An 18,607-nucleotide genomic window follows, 5' to 3' on the forward strand; every position below is an offset into this window, starting at 1 on the left:
CTTTATAGTTTCAGCACTAATGATATTTTTCCCACAAGTAGCACTGTTTTCTAGAAACCTATTATATTAATGGAAGGAGGATTTTAAAATGAAAAAAAGAATAACGACTTTAGTCTTATTACTTGCTCTTACAATGGTAATTGCATCTGGATGTTCTGGAACACCAGAGGCAAGTGAACAAACTGTTTGGAGATTTGGACACGAAGAGACTGTTGGAGCAATTCAAGATATATATGCCCATGAGTTTAAAAGACTTGTTGAAGAAAGAACAGACGGAGATATAACTGTAGAAATCTATAGAACTGGTGAAATAGGCGGAGTTATGGACTACTTAGAGTTCCAACAAGGTGGACTTCTTGACTTTTCCATAGTAAACCCTGGTACGAGTTCAACAACAGTTCCAGAAAACAACGTTTTTTACAATCACTTTTTACTTCCTGAGGAAGACGAACAAATACAAGAACTACTTAGAACAAGTAAAGGTGTAGAGATGTTGAATGAAATAAATGAAGAAAATGAATTAAAGGTATTAGACTGGTTTTATGAAGGTTGGAATGCATGGACAGCTGATAAGCCTATAAGAAGTCCTGAAGACTTTGAAGGGGTTAGTATAAGAACTATGGCTTCCCCACTTATAGTATCAAGCTATCAAGCATACAATGCAAACCCTACACCAATGCCTTACATGGAAGTTTATACAGGACTGCAACTTAAGCAAATAGATGCACAAGTAAACCCAGTATTTGCAATCCAAGAGATGGGATTCTATGAGGTACAAGATTATTTAATAAATGCTAGACAGGACGGATTCGTAGCTGCACTTGTTACACAACCTGACTTCTATGATCAACTAGACCCAGAAATGCAAAAGATGGTAGATGAAATAGCATACGAATTAAATGATTTTATAATTGAAGAACAAGCTGAACTAAATGAAAAGAGACTAGAAATGATAAAAGAGTCTAGTGATATTGAAATAATTGAACTTACTCCAGAAGAAAGAGACGTATTTAGAGAAGCTAGTGGTCCAGCTAGAGAAGTATATAGAAACTCAGTTGGAGACAAGGGTAAGGAAATATTAGAAATAATAAGAGAAGATTCAGCTAGAATTAGTGAAGAAGGCAACAAATAATAATTTATTATAAATTTCAAGGACACTATAAATTATAAAAGGAGTGGAATATATGTTAGAATTTAGTAAAGAAGAGTATCAAGCCAGAGTTGCTAATACAAAAGCAAAGATGGAGGAAAGAGGCATTGATGTAATGCTTGTTACAGATCCAGCAAACATGAACTATCTTACTGGTTACAACGCTTGGTCATTTTATGTACATCAAATGGTGGTAGTATCATTAGAGCATGAAGAGCCAATATGGATAGGAAGATTTATGGATGCTATAGCAGCTAGAAAGACTGCATGGTTAGATCATGACAATATCTTAGCATATAGTGATAAATACGTACAAAGTCATGAAAGACATCCTATGGATTTTGTAGCGGATGTACTTAAGGAAAAAGGACTTGGAAAGAAGAATATTGCAGTAGAAATGGATAACTATTACTTTACAGCTCAATGCTATATGAGCTTACAAAAAGGTCTTCCAAATGCAAAATTTGAAGATGCTAAAGAACTAGTAAACTGGGTTAGAATTATAAAATCTGACATGGAAATAAGATATATGAAGCGTGCTGGAAAGATAATGGAAAAAGGTATGGGAGATGCCATAGATTTCCTAAATGTAGGAGTTAGAAAAAATGATATGGCAGCTGAAATCTATCGTACATTTACTGAAGGAACAAAAGAGTTTGGTGGAGACTATACTTCTATAGTTCCATTAATGCCAACAGGAGTAGATGCAGGAGCGTGTCACTTAACTTGGACAGATGAAAAATATAAAGATGGAGATATAGTAATCTTTGAACTTGCTGGATGTTACCAAAGATACCATTCACCAATGTCTAGAACTATCTCTCTTGGAAAACCAACTAAGAAGTTAGATGATACAGTTAAGATTACACTTGAAGGATTAAACAAGGTAATAGACTTTGCTAAGCCAGGAGTAACAGCTGAAGAAGTAGAAGCTGTATGGGCTAACAATCTAAAGAAATATGATATGTTTAAAGAGTCAAGAATAGGTTACTCAACAGGACTTAACTACCCACCTGACTGGGGTGAAGGTACAGTTAGTTTCAGACCTGGAGATAAAACAGTACTAAAGGAAAATATGACTATTCATATAATTCCAGGAATGTACTATGAAGACTTTGGAGTAGAAATAAGTGAAGCTTTACACATAACTAAAGACGGAGCAAAACCTTTAGCTGACTTTGAAAGAAAACTATTTGTAAAATAAGAATATAAAATCAAATCATAATAATAAGACATAAGAAAGGTGCTAGCACCTTTCTTTTTGTTCTATAAGGAGTTGTTATAGAATATGAAATCTAATAATACAATTAAAAATAAAGGTAAAATTATTAATATGGGTAGTTTACTAATACTGGGAAGTAGTATTTTATGGGGAACAGCTTTACTATATAGTCAGTACATACTAGATAATGGTATAGACTCTAAAGATCTAGTATCCTTAAAGATGTTATTTGGTTTTGTAACTATGTTTATATATATATTATATAAGGATAGGAGTCTACTGAAAATTGATAGAAGGGGACTAGGATATGCAGCAGTTATTGGTCTTGTCTGTCATGCCTTATACAATCTCTTTATGTTTGAAGCTATCGAAAGAACAACCATATCAACTACAGTTACTTTATTATATACATCTCCAATTTTTGTAGCCATAATATCACGTATCTTATTTAAAGAAAAAATAACGACTAAAAAGATGTTTGCATTAATATTTGCAGTTATAGGATCGTGGCTTACTGTAACAAGTGGAAGTTTTAAATCCTTAAGCTTCAACACTGTTGGTGTGTTTTATGGTCTAGGGGCAGGTCTTTTTTATGGTACCATGACTATAATAAATAAATTTATAGTTAATGATTATAAAGGAACTACTCTGCTCACATATACACTTGGATTTGCATTTATATTTTCTCTTGCTTTTTCAAATCCGTTAGCAATTTTACATATAGAATTTAATCCATTAGTATATATATTTGTAATTATGCTTGGAGTATTTTCCACAGCTATTAGTTATTTAATATATTTAAAGGGTTTATCTCTTGGTGTAGAATCTAGCAAGGCTGCAATAATTGCAACATTTGAAGTGCCAGTTTCTATAGTGGGATCAGTTCTTATATTTGGTCAAAAATTATCTTTAGTAGAAGCGATTGGAGTATTATTAGTTGTGACTTCTATAATTATAATAAATGAAAAGAAAGCACGAGATGATGTTTTAGAGGATGAAAAACAAGAAGATATAGAAAACAAAGAACAATTAGAAATGAAGCAAAATAATATTTAAAAAATATTTTTCTAATATTGGGAAAATTATATTATAGTAAACTGTGACAAGTTACTCTTTAAATCTTAATGCCATAGCTATATTTTGTGAATTGGAGAATATTCTTTAAGATACAAGGGCTACAATTACTTTATATAGGGGTTGTTTTTAATATGAAATACGATAAAACTAAAGATAAAGAAAAGAATATTAAGAAAGGTAGCTTATTGATATTGGCAAGTAGCATCTTATGGGGAACAGCTTTACTATATACCCAGTACATACTAGATAATGGTATAGATGCTAAAGATCTAGTATCTTTAAAGATGTTATTTGGTTTTTTAACTATGTTTATATATATCTTATATAAGGATAGGAGTCTACTGAAAATTGATCGAAGAGGCCTAGGCTATGCAGCAATTATTGGTCTTGTCTGCCACGCATTATTTAATCTTTTTGTTTTTAAGGCTATTGAGGAAACAAGTATAGCAACTTCGGTTACCTTATTATATACATCGCCAATTTTGGTAACTATAATATCGCGCATCCTATTTAAGGAAAAGATAACGACTAAAAAAATGACTGCATTGATACTCGCAGTGATTGGAGCATGGATCACTGTAACAGGTGGAAGTTTTAAATCTTTAAATTTTAATATAATTGGTATATTTTATGGATTAGGGTCAAGTTTATTTTTTGGAACAATGGCTATAATAAATAAATTTATAGTTGATGATTATGAAGAAATTACTTTACTGACATACACACTTGGATTTGCATTTGTATTTTCTCTTGCTTTCTCAAGTCCTTTTGCTGTCTTAAATATAGAGTTTAGTCCATTAGTATATTTGTTTGTAATTATGCTTGGGGTTCTGCCGACAGCAGTAAGTCATTTATTGTATCTAAAGGGGTTATATTTTGGAGTAGAATCTAGTAAGGCATCAATAATATCAACCTTTGAAGTTCCAGTTTCTATAGTGGGATCATTCTTGATTTTTGGACAAAGTTTATCTATAATAGAAATTATAGGGGTATTATTAGTATTTATTTCAATATTTATAATAAATGAAAAGACTGTAAAGGACAAGATTTCAGAAAATAAAGAACAAATAGATATATATTAAAATAATATTTTAGAAATGAGGATTTTAAATATGAAGCCAATTATTGGAATTACTTCCAACTATAGTTATGACGATAAAGCGCCTATGAAACAAGGCATAGGTGCACCAGAACAAGAGTGGCAAGTTCTTGCTGACGATTATATAGCCGCTGTTGTTAGAGGCGGGGGTATACCCTTCATAATCCCTCTTATAGATGATATAAAATTAGTAGAAGAGATTTTAGAGCGAATAGATGGGCTTATTTTAACTGGAGGAAATGATATTAACCCAAAATTCTTTGATGAAAGAGCAGTAGCTGAAACAGGTTTTGTTATCACAGAGCGTGATAAGCAAGATATATTTTGCGCAAAACATATTATTGAAAAAACTAATAAACCACTTTTAGGAGTATGCCGTGGAATGCAGATAATGAATGTAGCTTTTGGTGGCAATATGTATCAAGATTTAGTCAAAAACGACTTTCAATCACATTCTTTATCAAAACTTAAAAGACATGAAGGAACTCATGATATATTTATTGAAAAGGATAGTTTGCTTGAAAAAATTGTAGATACTAAAAGTTTAAGGGTAAATTCATTTCATCATCAAGGAGTAAAAGATATAGCTTCTAATTTAAAGTCTGTAGCTAGATCAGATGATAGGGTTGTTGAAGCACTAGAACTTAAGGATAATAATGAAAGATTTATTTTAGGTTTACAATGGCATCCTGAAATGATGGCCAGTCACAATGATAAACAACAAGAGATAATTACAAAATTTATTAAAAGTTGCAATGAATAAAATTCATTGCAACTTTTTTGTGATTATGCAATTATATGTATTAAAATTCAAGATGAATGTATATAATTTGTATATAAATAGGTAGGTCACTTCATACAACTTTGCTGGTGAAAATGTTTTCCTAGTATATTATAATATAAGTCACTGACAAAGTTTGAATTATTCTTAAACTTTGTTTTCTAGACGTCAGAATTTTACAACAATATTAATATAACTATTAAAATAAATATCTCTATAAAATGATATTTATTTTAATAGTTATATTAGAACCTGCGTTTGCAGCATAGGTAAAATAATAAAATATTAAAAAGGAGGATTTAAAATGGATTTAATAATGGCATTTACGAATTGGATGTGGGGTTGGCCCTTGGTAATAATAATAATTGCAGTGTCAGTTATATTTTCTTTTAGACTTAAGTTTTTTCAATTTAGAAAATTTGGCTACATAATGAAAAATACTGTAGGTACAATGTTTAGCAAGGAAGAAGCAAGTGGTGAAGGTACTTTAACACCTATTCAAGCTGTATCTTCTGCTTTGGCAGGGACTTTAGGGGTAGGAAATATAGCAGGTGTTGGTGTAGCAATTGCCTTAGGAGGTCCTGGTGCAGTATTTTGGATGTGGGTAGTAGCTGTATTTGCTGCAGTTGCAAAGTATGCAGAGATTGTTTTAGGAATGAAATACAGAGAAAAGGATCCAGAAACTGGAATTTATCGTGGTGGATTTATGTACATGGTCACAAATGGTATGGGTAAGCAGTGGAAATGGCTAGCAGTATTTTGGAGTTTTTTACTATTCTTACAGTTTTCTATAAGTGGAGCTATTCAATCAAACTCCATAGCAGATGTAATGGATGCTTCTTTTGGAATAAAACCTATATACGTAGGAGTAGTATTAGCAGTATTAGCAGGAATAGTTATAATAGGTGGAATAAAAAGAATTGGTGTTTTTGCTGAAAAGGTAGTTCCAACTATGGCTGTATTATATATAGGATTTGGACTTATTATTATATTTACAAATATTGGGGAAGTTCCAGCGGTATTTAAATTGATATTTGGTAGTGCATTTACAGGTATGTCAGCAACTGGTGGATTTGTAGGAGCAACCTTTGCTATAATGATAAGAAATGGATTTTCTAGAGGAGTATACTCATATGAGTCTGGTATGGGTACATCACCAATAGCCCATGCAACAGCTACAACTGATCACCCAGCAAAACAAGGTTTGTGGGGAATATTTGAAGTATTTATAGATACTATAGTAGTTTGTACGATAACTGCCTTAATAATATTAGTTACAGGGGCATGGAAAAGTGGAGAAGTAGGAGCTAGTCTAACAGCCCTAGCTTTTAGAGACGGTTTAGCAGGTCCTGGAGATTTAATAGTTACCTTATCTACTACAGTATTTGCTTTCACTACACTTTTGGTAGCTCAATATTACGCTGAAATAGGTGGGATATATTGCTTTGGTAATAAAATAATAAAACCATTTAGGTATGTATATTTATTAATATTAGTAGGAGGAGCAGTAGGAGGATTAGAAGCTATTTGGGGATTACTAGATACATTTATGGGTATAACTGTTGCAATAAACTTAATTGTTATAACCATATTAAGTAAGGAAGTAGTTGAGCTTACAAACGATTATTTTAATAATCATGTGCGACTAAAAACAAAAGCATAATTAAAAATATATATTATGATGAAAACCTTAATTTTTTAGGAGGAAAGTTTTATGAACATAAAAAAAGAAGTAGCAGAATTAAAGGATGAGTTAATATCTTTAAGAAGAGATTTTCACAAGCATCCTGAACTAGGGTTTGAAGAATTTAGAACAGGAAAAATAGTAGCAAAATATTTAAAAGATTTAGGACTAGAAGTAGAGGAAGGTGTTGCACAAACAGGTGTAGTTGGATTACTTAAGGGTGATAACCCAGGGAAAACACTTATGCTTAGAACTGATATGGATGCACTACCAGTAGAAGAAGAGACAGGTTTAGACTTTGCATCCCTAGAAAAAGGTAAGATGCATGCATGTGGTCATGATGGGCACTTATCTATGATGCTTATTGCAGCAAAGATTTTATCAAAAAAGAAAGACAAAATAAAAGGAAATATAAAATTTGTCTTTCAACCAAATGAAGAAGATGCAGGTGCCCATGTAATGATAGATGAAGGAGTATTAGAAGATCCTAAGGTAGATGCGGCACTTGGAATGCATCTTTGGTCACCTATTGAAAGTGGTAAACTAGGGATAACAGCAGGTCCACTTATGGCATCGAGTTATTACTTCACATTGACTGTAAATGGAATGGGAGGACATGGCGGAGCACCTCATACTGCTATAAATCCTATACTTCCAGGGATAGATATGATGAAAGCCCTGCAAGAGATGGTTGTAAATGAAATAGATGCATTAAAACCTACCATAGTAACCTTTGGAAAGATAAACTCTGGTACATCACCAATAATTATACCAGAAAAGGTAGTAATAGAAGGATCACTTAGATGTCTGCACGATGGTAGCAAAGAAATACAAGAAAGATTTAGAGAAATAGTAGAGGGTATAGCAAAAACAAGTAGAACAAAAGCTAGATTAGAATTCAAATGTGGAAATACTTTATTAAATAATGATGAAGCTATAACAAGTTTAGCTAAAAGAGCAGGAAAAGAAGTTGTAGGGGAGGAAAATATATTAGATACAGATATATCTGTTATGTTAGGAGAAGACTTCTCAGAGTTCTCTAATGAAGTTCCAAGTACATTTATATTTGTAGGAGTTGCTGATGAGAAAAAAGGAACAGACTATCCTCATCACCATCCTAAATTTAATATAGATGAAGACTCACTAGCTTTAGGTGTAGAGATGCATGTTAGATCTGCTTTAGAATATTTATCTTAAAACAAAAGAGGTATTTCATAACTATTAGATTAGTTGTGAAATGCTTCCTTTTTATATAAAGTAAAATTAATTTCAAATAAAATGTATTTCATATATAAAAGGCTTGTAACAATCAAAACTTAGTGGTATAATACTTAAGTATTCCTTGCTCTATAGCATATATAGGGCCGATAGTCCAAAAGGAGGTGAAATTTGTTGAGAAAATATGAAGCAGTATATATATTTTTACCTAGTCTAGAAGAAGAAAAAAGAAATAACTTATTAGATAGATTTAAAGGTATAATTGAAGAAGAAGGTTCCATTTCAAACATTGATGAGTGGGGTAATAGAAAACTTGCTTATTTAATCGATGATATAGGTGAAGGTTATTATGTCTTAATTAACTTTGAGGCTAAACCAGAAGTTATTCAGGAATTAAATAGAATTGCTAAGATTTCTGACAGCATTATGAGACATATGATCATTAAACAAGATGAATAATCTTAAAGGATGGTGTTGAATAAATGAATAATGTTGTATTAATAGGAAGATTAACTCGTGATCCTGAACTAAGATATATTCCAAATTCAGGTCAAGCTGTATCTACTTTTTCATTAGCGATAGATAAAGCTGTATCAAAAGAAAAAAAACAAGAGATGGAGTCTAGAAATCAGCCAACAGCTGACTTCGTAAATATAGTTGTTTGGGGTAGAATGGCCGAGAATTGTGCTAATTACTTAGCAAAAGGTAGACTTGTAGGGGTTCAAGGTAGAATTCAATCAGGTAGCTATGAAGCAAAGGATGGAACTAAAAGATATACTACTGATGTAGTAGCTCAAAATGTAGAGTTTCTTGAATGGGGAGATAAACCTCAAGGAGATTCTGCTTCTAAAGGTTCTGACTTTTCAGATGTACAAGATTTCCATCCAATAGAAAATGATGATATTCCATTTTAGAGGAGGAATGAGAAATGCAAAGAAGATTTAAACCAAGAAAAAAGATTTGTAGTTATTGTTCTAATAAATCAAACACAATAGACTATAAAGATATAAATAAATTAAACAGACATATAACAGATAATGGAAAAATTCTTCCAAGAAGAGTTAACGGAAACTGTTCAAAACATCAAAGAGAACTTACTATAGCTATTAAAAGAGCTAGGCAAGTAGCATTACTTCCATATAGTGCAGAATAAGAGAGGATATTCCTCTCTTTTTTATTTGACTTATTGACCTGAAATATGTATCATTTTAGTAAGAGATTTTAAAACTAAGGGGTGAAATTACCATGAATAAAGAAATAGATGTTATTAAAAATATGAAAACGATAGAGTGGTTAAAAGCTGAGCTTTTGGGCAATATTTCACATTTATATAAAGACATGGCAAATAATGAAAATACCTCTAGAGAAAATTTAGAAGATTTGATTTCAAATATAATACTTGAATCTTATGTTTTGGGTAAAAGACTTGGTATAGATTATAATTCTTTAGATCTAGCTTTAAAAGGAAATATAAAGCTAAATCTAATCCAGGAGCATAAGATTGAAAAATGGTATGGAGATTTGAGTAGTTTAATGGAACATATAGAAACAAGAGAAAATAAGAGGTGATTATTTGAAAGAAGAAGGAATAAATAATTTTTATTTAAAATCATTTATTATAATAATAGTATCTACACTTTTGGCATTATTTGGTTTACATTATATTCAATTTATATTAATACTATTTCCAGTACTTTTTGTTTCTAATATTATAAAAGATGGATTAAATGAAGGTATTACGAATATGATAGTTACTATAATAATAATATCAATTGTAGAGTCTATAAAGATAGGAATATTTTTAGCTATTACTTTTTTACCATTTACAATTATAATATCAACTCTTATAAAAAAGAGGAAAAATAATACTGAAATTCTAGGTTTTTCATCCTTAACATTTTTTGTGTCAATACTTATAATGTTTATTATTATAAATTTACTTGGAATAGATGTAGTAAAATACATAGAGAGCACCTTTAAACAGATTGTAGATATGCAACTTGAAACAATAGAAAATATAGACCTTAGTAATTATGAAATTTTTACAACAAAACAGTTATTAGAAGATACTTATCAATATCTATTGCTTATTATTCCATCCTTGGTTTTAATATTATCTACTCTTGTAAGCTATATAAATTATTTATTATCTAGTATGATATTAAAGCGAGTGGGAATCAATATAGTAAATATATCTAAATTTGCTAAATTTAGACTTCCAAATAATGTTGTACTTGGAACTATAATAATGTTTGGATTAACATTTCTGTCAGGACAGTTAGGATTTACATATTATGAAACTGTATTTATAAATATTGGGGTCCTTATAAGTATGGGTCTTTTTATACAAGGTTTATCTGTAATAGATCATCTTTTAAATAAGTTGAAGCTTAATATTATATTTAAATTGATTTTTTACATAACTTTTATATTTTCTACATCTTTAGTTTCTATTGTGACTATAGTAGGATTGGTAGACCTTATATTTGATTTAAGAAAATTAAGAAAGAAAAAATCCCATTAGGAGGGTATATATGAATAATTTGTTTCACTGGCATGACAATAAGATACAAATGATAGTTTCGGGTGTGTTTGTACTTATAATAACTATATTTGAACCAGTAATCGGTCTTATTGCAGCTTTTGCATTTGCCTATACAATATATTTAAACTTTATAGGGGCAAGTGAAGATAATAAAAGAATAGATAAATATGTAGAAGATCTATCTGAAACTTTTGAATCTGCTACAAAGCATGCCATATTTAATATGCCTTTCCCTTTAGTTATGATAAATAAAAGAGGAAATATTGTATGGTACAATACTCCGTTTTTAGATATGATAGTAGAAAAAGAAATATTAAATGAAAAAATTAGTGATGTAGTACCAAAGCTTAGCTTACCGGATATATTAGAAGGTGATGAAAAAAAGCCTATATCTATAGAATACGATGATAAAGACTATTTAGTACATTTAAATTTTGTAAAGGGTAAGAAAAAGGTTAATGCAACAGATGATGAAAATAATATCATAATGCTATATTGGGTAGAAAACACAGATTTCATTGATTTGAAAAACAAATATGAAGATGAAATTACAGTACTTATGATAGCTTATGTAGACAACTATGATGATGTAAAAAATACAACACCAGATATAAATAGACCTCTTTTATTTGCTGAGATTGATAAAAGAATTAGAGAATACTTTTCTGATTATAATGCATTAGTTAGAAAGTATGAAGATGATAAATATATAATAATATTAAATAATAAGTCATTTAAAAATATAAAAGATAGAAAGTTTGATATATTAGATGAGATGAGGGAGTTAGAATTTGGTAATACTATACCTATAACTCTTAGTATGGGAACATCTGAAAATGGAGAGGACTTTTTAACTTCCTTTAAGGATGCAAGAGCTGCTATTGATATATCCCTAGGTAGGGGTGGAGATCAGGCAGTTATAAATAAAGATGGTAACTTTGAATTCTATGGTGGAAAATCAAAGGCTGTAGAAAAGAGAAATAAGGTAAGAGCAAGAGTTATAGCCTACGCACTAAGACAACTTATAGAACAATCTTCTACAGTATTTGTAATGGGACATAAAAACCCTGATATGGATGCTATAGGTTCAGCTATTGGTGTTCTTAGATGTATTAAAAATAGAAAAAAAGAGGGATACTTAGTACTAAAAGAAGAAAATCCTTCTATAAAAAATTTACTTCAAAAATTAAAATTAGAACAACCAGAACTTTTAAAAAATATAATAACGCCTGATGAGGCGGAAGATAAAATAGATGAAGATTCACTTTTAATTTTAGTTGATAACCATAAACCAAGTTTTACTGAAAGTCCTAAACTGGTAGAACTAGCTAAGAAGATTGTAATAATAGACCATCATAGAAGAGGAACCGAATTTGTAGAAAATCCAGTACTGACTTATTTAGAACCTTATGCATCTTCAGCTAGTGAACTAGTAACTGAAGTTTTAACCTATATGAGTGATGATATAAATCTTACTAAATTTGAAGCAGAAGCTCTTCTTGCAGGTATTACAGTAGATACTAAAAACTTTAGTTTTCAAACTGGTGTAAGAACATTTGAGGCAGCTTCTATTCTTAAAAGATCAGGGGCTGATTCTACAAATGTAAGGCAACTTTTCAGAGATGATTATAATACATTTGTAAATCGTGCTGATGTTATAAGCTCATCAAAAATAGTATTTGACAAAATTGCCATAGGAAGACTTAAAGAAGAGGTAGATAGTAGCATACTTATAGCTGCCCAGTCTGCCAATGAGCTATTGGATATAAATGGAGTCGAAGCTTCTTTTGTATTAACTCCATCAGACGATAGGGTTCATATATCAGGAAGAAGTCTTGGAAATATTTCAGTACAACTTATAATGGAATCTTTACAAGGTGGAGGACACTTAACAAGTGCAGCAACTCAGCTTGATAGTACCAGTTTGGATGAAGCAGAAACAATGTTAATAGATGCAGTAGAAAAATATTTAGGGGAGGCAAAAGAATAATGAAAGTTATATTATTAGAAGACGTAAAAGGATTAGGGAAAAAGGATGAACTTGTAAATGCAAAAACAGGTTATGCTAGAAACTTTTTAATTCCTAAAGGTTCAGCGATAGAAGCAACATCTACTAATTTAAAAAGCTGGAAGAAGGAAATGAAAGAAAAGGAAAAAAGAGAAAAGAAAGAAAAGGCAGAAGCACTAAAGCTTAAAGAAGATATAGAGAAGGTAGTTGTAGAAATGAAATCAAAGGGTGGAGAAGGCGGAAGGCTTTTTGGTTCCATAACAAGTAAAGATATAGGTGAAGCTTTGAAAAAGCAGCACAAAATAGAAGTAGATAAAAGAAAGATAGAATTAAAAGATAATATTAAAACGGGTGGAACAACTGTAGTTGAAGTAAGAGTATATCCAGAGATAACGGCTAGCTTAAAAGTAAATGTTACAGTAGAATAGGATTTGATAATATGGAAAGAGGGATAGGACGTATACCACCTCATAGTATTGAAGCAGAACAGTCAGTTTTAGGTTCTATGATAGTAGATAAAACAGCTATAAATACAGCTGTAGAAATAATTCGTCCAGAAGATTTTTATAAGGAAACAAATGGAGAGATATATGGAGCTATAATAGATTTATTTAATAAAAATGAACCAGTAGATATAATAACTCTTCAAGAAGAGTTAAGGTCAAGAGGAAGCCTAGAAGCTGTAGGGGGAGTTACCTACCTTGCTAATCTTTCTGGTGGTGTTGCAACAACTGCAAATACTGAATATTATTGTAAGATAGTTGATGAAAAATCAACACTTAGAAAGCTTATAGCTTCTAGCAATGAGATTATAGGAAAAGCATATGAAGATAGTGAAGAAGTAAACACTATAATAGAAGTAGCAGAAAAAAATATATTTGATATAACACAAGGAAGCCAAAGAGAAGGATTTGCACCTATAAATGAAGTTCTTTTAGATAGTTTTGCTAAGATTGAAGAGATGGCTGCAAACAAAGGTGGACTTACTGGACTTACGACAGGATTTTTAGATATTGATATGAACCTATCAGGCTTTCAAAAATCCGATTTAGTACTATTAGCTGCACGTCCATCCATGGGAAAAACAGCTCTGGGGATAAACATGGTTACTAATAGTGCTTTAAAAGTTGGAGCAAAGGTAGCAGTATTTTCACTTGAGATGAGTAAAGAACAGCTTGTCCAAAGAATGATTTCGGCTACAGCCCATGTAGATCTTCAAAAGATTATAAGTGGAAGGCTAGATGAAGAAGAGTGGTTAAATATTATAAACTCTATGGGACCACTTTCAGCAGCTGATGTATTTATAGATGATACGGCAGGTATATCTCTTATGGAAATGAAAGCAAAATGTAGACGTCTTAAAATAGAACAAGGACTAGACCTAGTTCTCATAGACTATTTACAGCTTATGCAAATGGAAGGAAGACAAGAAAGTAGACAGCAGGAGATTTCATCTATATCTAGAGGGCTTAAAGCTTTAGCTAAAGAGATGGAATGCCCAGTAGTAGCTCTGTCACAGCTTTCACGTGCACCTGAACTAAGAGCAGACCATAGACCTATACTTTCAGACCTTCGTGAATCTGGAGCTATAGAGCAGGATGCTGATGTTGTTATGTTTTTATATAGGGATGATTATTATAACGAGGATTCAGAACAAAAAAATATTGGAGAACTTATTATAGCTAAACATAGAAACGGACCTACTGGAACTGTAGAACTTGTATTTAAGAAAGAATATACAAAATTCTTAAACAAAGAAAATTTTATAAGTGAATAATTTTTAAAAAATATTTAAAAACAAGAAAATAATTACTTCGGATTCAAAAGAGTCCGAAGTAAATTTTATCTATAGGAGATAAGTATGGAGATAATAGGAAAAAGAATAATAATAAGACCGCTAAAACTTCAAGATGTGTTCGATATGAGAAAATGGGGAAAGCATAAAAATCCTCTTTTAGAAGACTATAATTTCCCTGAGATGACTGATAATCAAATAAAAAAATGGCATAAGATAAAAACTAGATCATTTTTCAATAAATATTTTGGAATAAGCACAAAAGAAGGTAGACTTATTGGTTATATGGGAATGAAGGAGATAAAATCTTTTAAAAAGGAATCTACTTTGGGAATAGTATTGGATCCTAATTTTTTAGATATGGGCTATGGAAGTGAAGTTTTACAATACTTTTTAAAAAGATATTTTACAGATATGCAAATGAAAAGAATGTATTTAGAAGTGGCAGAATTCAATAATAGAGCTTATAGGGTGTATAAAAAAATGGGTTTTAAAAATATAGCTTATTATCTAGAAGAATTTTTTGATGAAGAAATAGATACTACGAGTTCTTATTATAAAGATACTGAATCCTCCTTTGTAATAAGTGATGGAAAAGTATATAATTATATATATAAGATGAAACTTGATAGACAAGTTTTTTTAATGAATAGTTCAAAAAATAAGTAAGATAACGGAGTGAATCATATGAGTTTTGTTTTACAAACTACAGATATGGACTTAGGAGATACTCCTATTGAGAACATATTTATAAATGACTATATGCCTATGGCAAATGGTACCTATGTAAAGGTATATTTACTTGGATATAAATATGCTCATGATAAGGATACAAATATAGAAGTAAACAATAGTACTATTGCAAAACACCTAGACCTTCCCCTAGAAGATGTTTTGAGGTCATGGGATTTTTGGGAAGAAAAAGGAATTATAGAAAAAGTAAGAGAAGAAGGCACGCGCAATGTAAATTATGAAATAAGGTTTTTAAACTTAAAGCAACTTTACATAAAAAATAATATAAACCTTTGGGCAGAAGATAAAAAGGTTGTAAAACCTAAATTAGATGATACAAAAGATTTAGTAGATGCAAATAAAGTACCAGAAATAAACAATATGTTTAACAATATAGACTATATATTGAGAAGGCAAACAGTTCCAAATGAAAAGAAAAAGATTTTAAACTGGATCCATGATTATAATATGAATCCAGATGTTATTGAAAAGGCATTTTACTACTCAATAGAAAGAAGGGGAGTAAATAAACTACCATATATAGAAGCTATAGTAAGAAACTGGTATAATGATGGACTTACAAATATGGAAGCCTTGATGGAACACTTTAAAAAGGAAGATGAAAACTATTATAAGTACCAAAGTGTAATGAAGGCTTTAGGACTTGATAAAAGGCCTGTTAGGGCAGATGAAATAAAGACTATGGATGTATGGTTTAAAAAGTGGGACTTTACACTTGAACTTGTACTTCAGGCATGTGAACAAGATAAGACAGCAAGGCCTAGTGTAAACTATGTAAATGGAATACTAAAATCATGGTATGAAAAAGGTATTAAAACTATTAGTGATATAGAAAGCTTAGATAAAAAGGAAAAGAAGACAAGCACAAAATCTAATAAGGGATCTAATAAAAAAGCACAGGCTAGCGTTACAAGATTTCATAACTTTGAACAAAGAACTGATAAATACTCTTCTGATGAATTAGAAGATATAGCCAGAAGAAAAAGAAATGCTTATAGTCAAAGGGCTAAGGGTGATGCATAGATGTATAAAGATATTTTAAAAGAGATTCATTTAGATTATGAAAAGAAAAGATATGAGGAAGAAAGACTTCAAAGACTTAGGGTTGAGGAAGTATATAGAAAGATACCGGCTATTAAAAGAATTGATGAAGATATATTTAAGATAGGATTAGATATGTCCAAGCACATTATTGGAAACCCTGATACTTATAAGAAGAATATGCAAAAGGCTAAAGAAAAAATAGAAAAATTAAAGATGGAAAAAGCATTTATTCTTACAGAGTCAAATATTCCAAAAGATTATATGGACAAAAACTATTCTTGTAAGATTTGTAAAGATACTGGATACCTGGAAAATGGTAGAAAGTGTAATTGTTTAAAACAAAGGTTAGTTTCTAGGGCATATAAGATGAGCAATATAGAAACAAATTTATTAAAGGATAACTTTAAAAACTTTGATATAAATCTTTTCAAAGATGAACATTTTGAAGGAGAATCTATGACTCCACGTGAAAATATGTTAGATATAATAGGTATATCTGAAGGCTTTATAGCTAACTTTGATGACAATAATGAGGACAATCTACTTTTTTATGGTACAACTGGACTTGGAAAGACCTTTCTTTGCTCCTGTATTGCAAAGGCTCTTTTAGATAAGGATAAGATAGTAGTTTATCAAACTGCCTTTACCATACTTGAGATACTTGAAAGAAAAAGATTTGGAAACAAAAAAAAGGATAGGAACTTTTATGAATACGACTTACTATTTGACTCAGATCTTCTTATAATAGATGATCTAGGAACAGAAGTTACAAATACTTTTACAAATGCTGAAATATTTAATATTGTAAATACAAGAATTATAAAAGGGAAAAAGACAATTATATCTACAAACCTAACTCCCAAAGAAATTTCTGAAATATATACTGATAGGATATTTTCGAGAATACTACAAAGATTTATACCACTAAAGTTCTTTGGTCAAGACTTAAGATGGGAATAAAATAACTTTAAGGAGAAAAAGATGAATCAAAATCAAAGAGGTATAAAAGGATATTTTATAAAAGTATTAAATGGTATGGCACTAGGTCTTTTTGCATCACTTCTTATAGGTCTTATAATAAAGCAAATAGGAACTATATTTGATTTACAAACACTTGTAATTTTTGGTAATACAGCCCAAAGGCTTATGGGTCCTGCTATAGGAGTAGGGGTAGCTTATAGTGTAGGAGCTCCGCCTCTAGGTATATTTGCATCAGTAGTAGTAGGTGCAATAGGAGCAGGTAGTATAATATTTGAAGGCTCTAATGCAATTATAAACATAGGAGAACCAGTAGGGGCATTTATTACATCTCTAATAGCAGCTGAAAGTTCTAAAATTATTTCAGGTAAGACAAAGGTAGATATAGTCTTAGTACCAATAACTGCAATACTTGTAGGTGGATTTATTGGTAAATTTATAGCTCCATATATGACAGGATTTATGGATTATATAGGGAGATTTATTAACATGGCAACTGAACTTCATCCAATACCTATGGGAATTATAATCTCTGTATTTATGGGTATGCTCTTAACACTTCCTATAAGTTCTGCAGCTATAGCTATATCTTTAAAGCTATCTGGTATAGCGGCTGGTGCAAGTGTTGTAGGCTGTGCTGCAAATATGATAGGCTTTGCTGTTATATCATATAAGGAAAATGGATTTGGAGGTTTCTTAGCTCAAGGACTTGGAACTTCTATGCTTCAGGTACCAAATATTATAAAAAATCCTGCTATCTGGATTCCAGCTATACTTTCCTCAGCTATTCTTGGGCCTGTATCTACATATATACTTAAGATGGAAGCAAATATGGCAGGAGCAGGTATGGGTACAAGTGGATTTGTTGGACAGTTTGGAGTAATTGATTCTATGGGATCTTCTGTAGATGTCTTAATTATGATTGCTTTTATGCACTTTATAATGCCAGCTATAATATCTTTTTTAATATATAAATGGATGTATAAAAGAGATTTCATAAGAGATGGAGATATGAAGTTATAAAAAAGTTGTAATAAAAAGCTATGTTAAATAATAAACTATTATTGAACCTATTAATTTACTGTGATATAGTGAATATAAATAAATATATGGTAGAGAGAAGAGATACCACAATTATGCCTTTTAAATGAAAGGCTTAGTTGTGGTATTTTTGTATTTAAAATTAAGGAGGAAAAATTATCTTGAGTTTTGCAGTAAAATCAAAGAATAAAGGCCCTTATGCATTGTAAATA

The 18,607-nt window shown here is 30.8% G+C and carries 19 protein-coding genes; all 19 read left to right on the forward strand.

Features of this window, described 5'->3' with window-relative positions:
- Positions 1 to 88: 88 nt before the first annotated feature.
- The 19 genes from dctP (at position 89) to ACTHW2_RS03565 (ending at position 18,377) form a co-directional block, all read left to right on the forward strand.
- The gene (gene dctP / locus ACTHW2_RS03475; RefSeq protein ID WP_442262341.1) at positions 89 to 1,132 is read left to right on the forward strand and encodes a TRAP transporter substrate-binding protein DctP; all 1,044 of its coding nucleotides are present in this window, start codon (positions 89 to 91) and stop codon (positions 1,130 to 1,132) included.
- A gap of 52 nt (positions 1,133 to 1,184) precedes the next feature.
- Entirely contained in the window at positions 1,185 to 2,354 is a 1,170-nt protein-coding gene (locus tag ACTHW2_RS03480) for a M24 family metallopeptidase (protein WP_442262342.1), read from the forward strand.
- Between the two features lie 84 nt (positions 2,355 to 2,438).
- The gene (locus tag ACTHW2_RS03485; RefSeq protein ID WP_442262343.1) at positions 2,439 to 3,428 is read left to right on the forward strand and encodes a DMT family transporter; all 990 of its coding nucleotides are present in this window, start codon (positions 2,439 to 2,441) and stop codon (positions 3,426 to 3,428) included.
- Positions 3,429 to 3,580: 152 nt separating this feature from the next.
- Entirely contained in the window at positions 3,581 to 4,531 is a 951-nt protein-coding gene (locus ACTHW2_RS03490) for a DMT family transporter (protein ID WP_442262344.1), read from the forward strand.
- 30 nt (positions 4,532 to 4,561) lie between these two features.
- A complete protein-coding gene (locus ACTHW2_RS03495; RefSeq protein ID WP_442262345.1) occupies positions 4,562 to 5,311 on the forward strand; it encodes a gamma-glutamyl-gamma-aminobutyrate hydrolase family protein in 750 nt (249 codons plus the stop codon).
- A 322-nt stretch (positions 5,312 to 5,633) separates the two neighbouring features.
- Positions 5,634 to 6,992, forward strand: coding sequence for an alanine/glycine:cation symporter family protein (locus ACTHW2_RS03500; RefSeq protein ID WP_442262346.1), 1,359 nt, complete (start codon positions 5,634 to 5,636; stop codon positions 6,990 to 6,992).
- Positions 6,993 to 7,043: 51 nt separating this feature from the next.
- Positions 7,044 to 8,210: a M20 metallopeptidase family protein gene (locus ACTHW2_RS03505; RefSeq protein ID WP_442262347.1), complete on the forward strand. Its 1,167-nt coding sequence runs from the start codon at positions 7,044 to 7,046 to the stop codon at positions 8,208 to 8,210.
- A gap of 195 nt (positions 8,211 to 8,405) precedes the next feature.
- The gene (rpsF, locus tag ACTHW2_RS03510) at positions 8,406 to 8,690 is read left to right on the forward strand and encodes a 30S ribosomal protein S6 (RefSeq protein WP_442262348.1); all 285 of its coding nucleotides are present in this window, start codon (positions 8,406 to 8,408) and stop codon (positions 8,688 to 8,690) included.
- Positions 8,691 to 8,713: 23 nt separating this feature from the next.
- Positions 8,714 to 9,145, forward strand: a complete 432-nt coding sequence (locus ACTHW2_RS03515; RefSeq protein ID WP_442262349.1) for a single-stranded DNA-binding protein — start codon at positions 8,714 to 8,716, stop codon at positions 9,143 to 9,145.
- A 14-nt stretch (positions 9,146 to 9,159) separates the two neighbouring features.
- On the forward strand, positions 9,160 to 9,384 hold the full coding sequence (rpsR, locus tag ACTHW2_RS03520) for a 30S ribosomal protein S18 (protein ID WP_442262350.1): 225 nt from the start codon (positions 9,160 to 9,162) through the stop codon (positions 9,382 to 9,384).
- A gap of 92 nt (positions 9,385 to 9,476) precedes the next feature.
- The gene (locus ACTHW2_RS03525) at positions 9,477 to 9,800 is read left to right on the forward strand and encodes a MazG-like family protein (RefSeq protein ID WP_442262351.1); all 324 of its coding nucleotides are present in this window, start codon (positions 9,477 to 9,479) and stop codon (positions 9,798 to 9,800) included.
- 4 nt (positions 9,801 to 9,804) lie between these two features.
- On the forward strand, positions 9,805 to 10,755 hold the full coding sequence (locus ACTHW2_RS03530) for a DUF2232 domain-containing protein (protein WP_442262352.1): 951 nt from the start codon (positions 9,805 to 9,807) through the stop codon (positions 10,753 to 10,755).
- A gap of 10 nt (positions 10,756 to 10,765) precedes the next feature.
- The gene (locus ACTHW2_RS03535) at positions 10,766 to 12,766 is read left to right on the forward strand and encodes a DHH family phosphoesterase (protein WP_442262353.1); all 2,001 of its coding nucleotides are present in this window, start codon (positions 10,766 to 10,768) and stop codon (positions 12,764 to 12,766) included.
- Positions 12,766 to 13,212 (forward strand): 50S ribosomal protein L9, encoded by a 447-nt coding sequence (rplI, locus tag ACTHW2_RS03540; protein WP_442262354.1) that lies wholly within the window; start codon positions 12,766 to 12,768, stop codon positions 13,210 to 13,212. Before ACTHW2_RS03535 ends, rplI begins: the two co-directional genes overlap by 1 nt.
- Before the next feature lie 11 nt (positions 13,213 to 13,223).
- Positions 13,224 to 14,561: a replicative DNA helicase gene (dnaB, locus tag ACTHW2_RS03545; protein WP_442262355.1), complete on the forward strand. Its 1,338-nt coding sequence runs from the start codon at positions 13,224 to 13,226 to the stop codon at positions 14,559 to 14,561.
- Between the two features lie 84 nt (positions 14,562 to 14,645).
- A complete protein-coding gene (locus tag ACTHW2_RS03550; RefSeq protein WP_442262356.1) occupies positions 14,646 to 15,248 on the forward strand; it encodes a GNAT family N-acetyltransferase in 603 nt (200 codons plus the stop codon).
- Between the two features lie 18 nt (positions 15,249 to 15,266).
- Positions 15,267 to 16,355 (forward strand): DnaD domain protein, encoded by a 1,089-nt coding sequence (locus tag ACTHW2_RS03555; RefSeq protein ID WP_442262357.1) that lies wholly within the window; start codon positions 15,267 to 15,269, stop codon positions 16,353 to 16,355.
- Entirely contained in the window at positions 16,356 to 17,336 is a 981-nt protein-coding gene (locus tag ACTHW2_RS03560; protein WP_442262358.1) for an ATP-binding protein, read from the forward strand. It abuts the gene before it with no gap.
- Positions 17,337 to 17,357: 21 nt separating this feature from the next.
- A complete protein-coding gene (locus ACTHW2_RS03565; protein ID WP_442262359.1) occupies positions 17,358 to 18,377 on the forward strand; it encodes a PTS transporter subunit IIC in 1,020 nt (339 codons plus the stop codon).
- The last annotated feature ends 230 nt before the right edge of the window (positions 18,378 to 18,607 follow it).

It is taken from the genome of Tissierella sp., assembly GCF_052089545.1.
Taxonomy (GTDB): domain Bacteria; phylum Bacillota; class Clostridia; order Tissierellales; family Tissierellaceae; genus Tissierella_A.

Bases quoted from the DNA above. Each gene is read 5' to 3' on its own strand.
- ACTHW2_RS03525 (WP_442262351.1), top strand. From the start codon at position 9,477: ATGAATAAAGAAATAGATGTTATTAAAAATATGAAAACGATAGAGTGG.
- rpsR (WP_442262350.1), top strand. From the start codon at position 9,160: ATGCAAAGAAGATTTAAACCAAGAAAAAAGATTTGTAGTTATTGTTCT.
- ACTHW2_RS03535 (WP_442262353.1), top strand. From the start codon at position 10,766: ATGAATAATTTGTTTCACTGGCATGACAATAAGATACAAATGATAGTT.
- ACTHW2_RS03495 (WP_442262345.1), top strand. From the start codon at position 4,562: ATGAAGCCAATTATTGGAATTACTTCCAACTATAGTTATGACGATAAA.
- ACTHW2_RS03555 (WP_442262357.1), top strand. From the start codon at position 15,267: ATGAGTTTTGTTTTACAAACTACAGATATGGACTTAGGAGATACTCCT.
- ACTHW2_RS03515 (WP_442262349.1), top strand. From the start codon at position 8,714: ATGAATAATGTTGTATTAATAGGAAGATTAACTCGTGATCCTGAACTA.
- ACTHW2_RS03485 (WP_442262343.1), top strand. From the start codon at position 2,439: ATGAAATCTAATAATACAATTAAAAATAAAGGTAAAATTATTAATATG.
- dnaB (WP_442262355.1), top strand. From the start codon at position 13,224: ATGGAAAGAGGGATAGGACGTATACCACCTCATAGTATTGAAGCAGAA.
- ACTHW2_RS03565 (WP_442262359.1), top strand. From the start codon at position 17,358: ATGAATCAAAATCAAAGAGGTATAAAAGGATATTTTATAAAAGTATTA.
- rplI (WP_442262354.1), top strand. From the start codon at position 12,766: ATGAAAGTTATATTATTAGAAGACGTAAAAGGATTAGGGAAAAAGGAT.
- ACTHW2_RS03500 (WP_442262346.1), top strand. From the start codon at position 5,634: ATGGATTTAATAATGGCATTTACGAATTGGATGTGGGGTTGGCCCTTG.
- ACTHW2_RS03560 (WP_442262358.1), top strand. From the start codon at position 16,356: ATGTATAAAGATATTTTAAAAGAGATTCATTTAGATTATGAAAAGAAA.
- dctP (WP_442262341.1), top strand. From the start codon at position 89: ATGAAAAAAAGAATAACGACTTTAGTCTTATTACTTGCTCTTACAATG.
- ACTHW2_RS03550 (WP_442262356.1), top strand. From the start codon at position 14,646: ATGGAGATAATAGGAAAAAGAATAATAATAAGACCGCTAAAACTTCAA.
- ACTHW2_RS03505 (WP_442262347.1), top strand. From the start codon at position 7,044: ATGAACATAAAAAAAGAAGTAGCAGAATTAAAGGATGAGTTAATATCT.
- ACTHW2_RS03480 (WP_442262342.1), top strand. From the start codon at position 1,185: ATGTTAGAATTTAGTAAAGAAGAGTATCAAGCCAGAGTTGCTAATACA.
- ACTHW2_RS03490 (WP_442262344.1), top strand. From the start codon at position 3,581: ATGAAATACGATAAAACTAAAGATAAAGAAAAGAATATTAAGAAAGGT.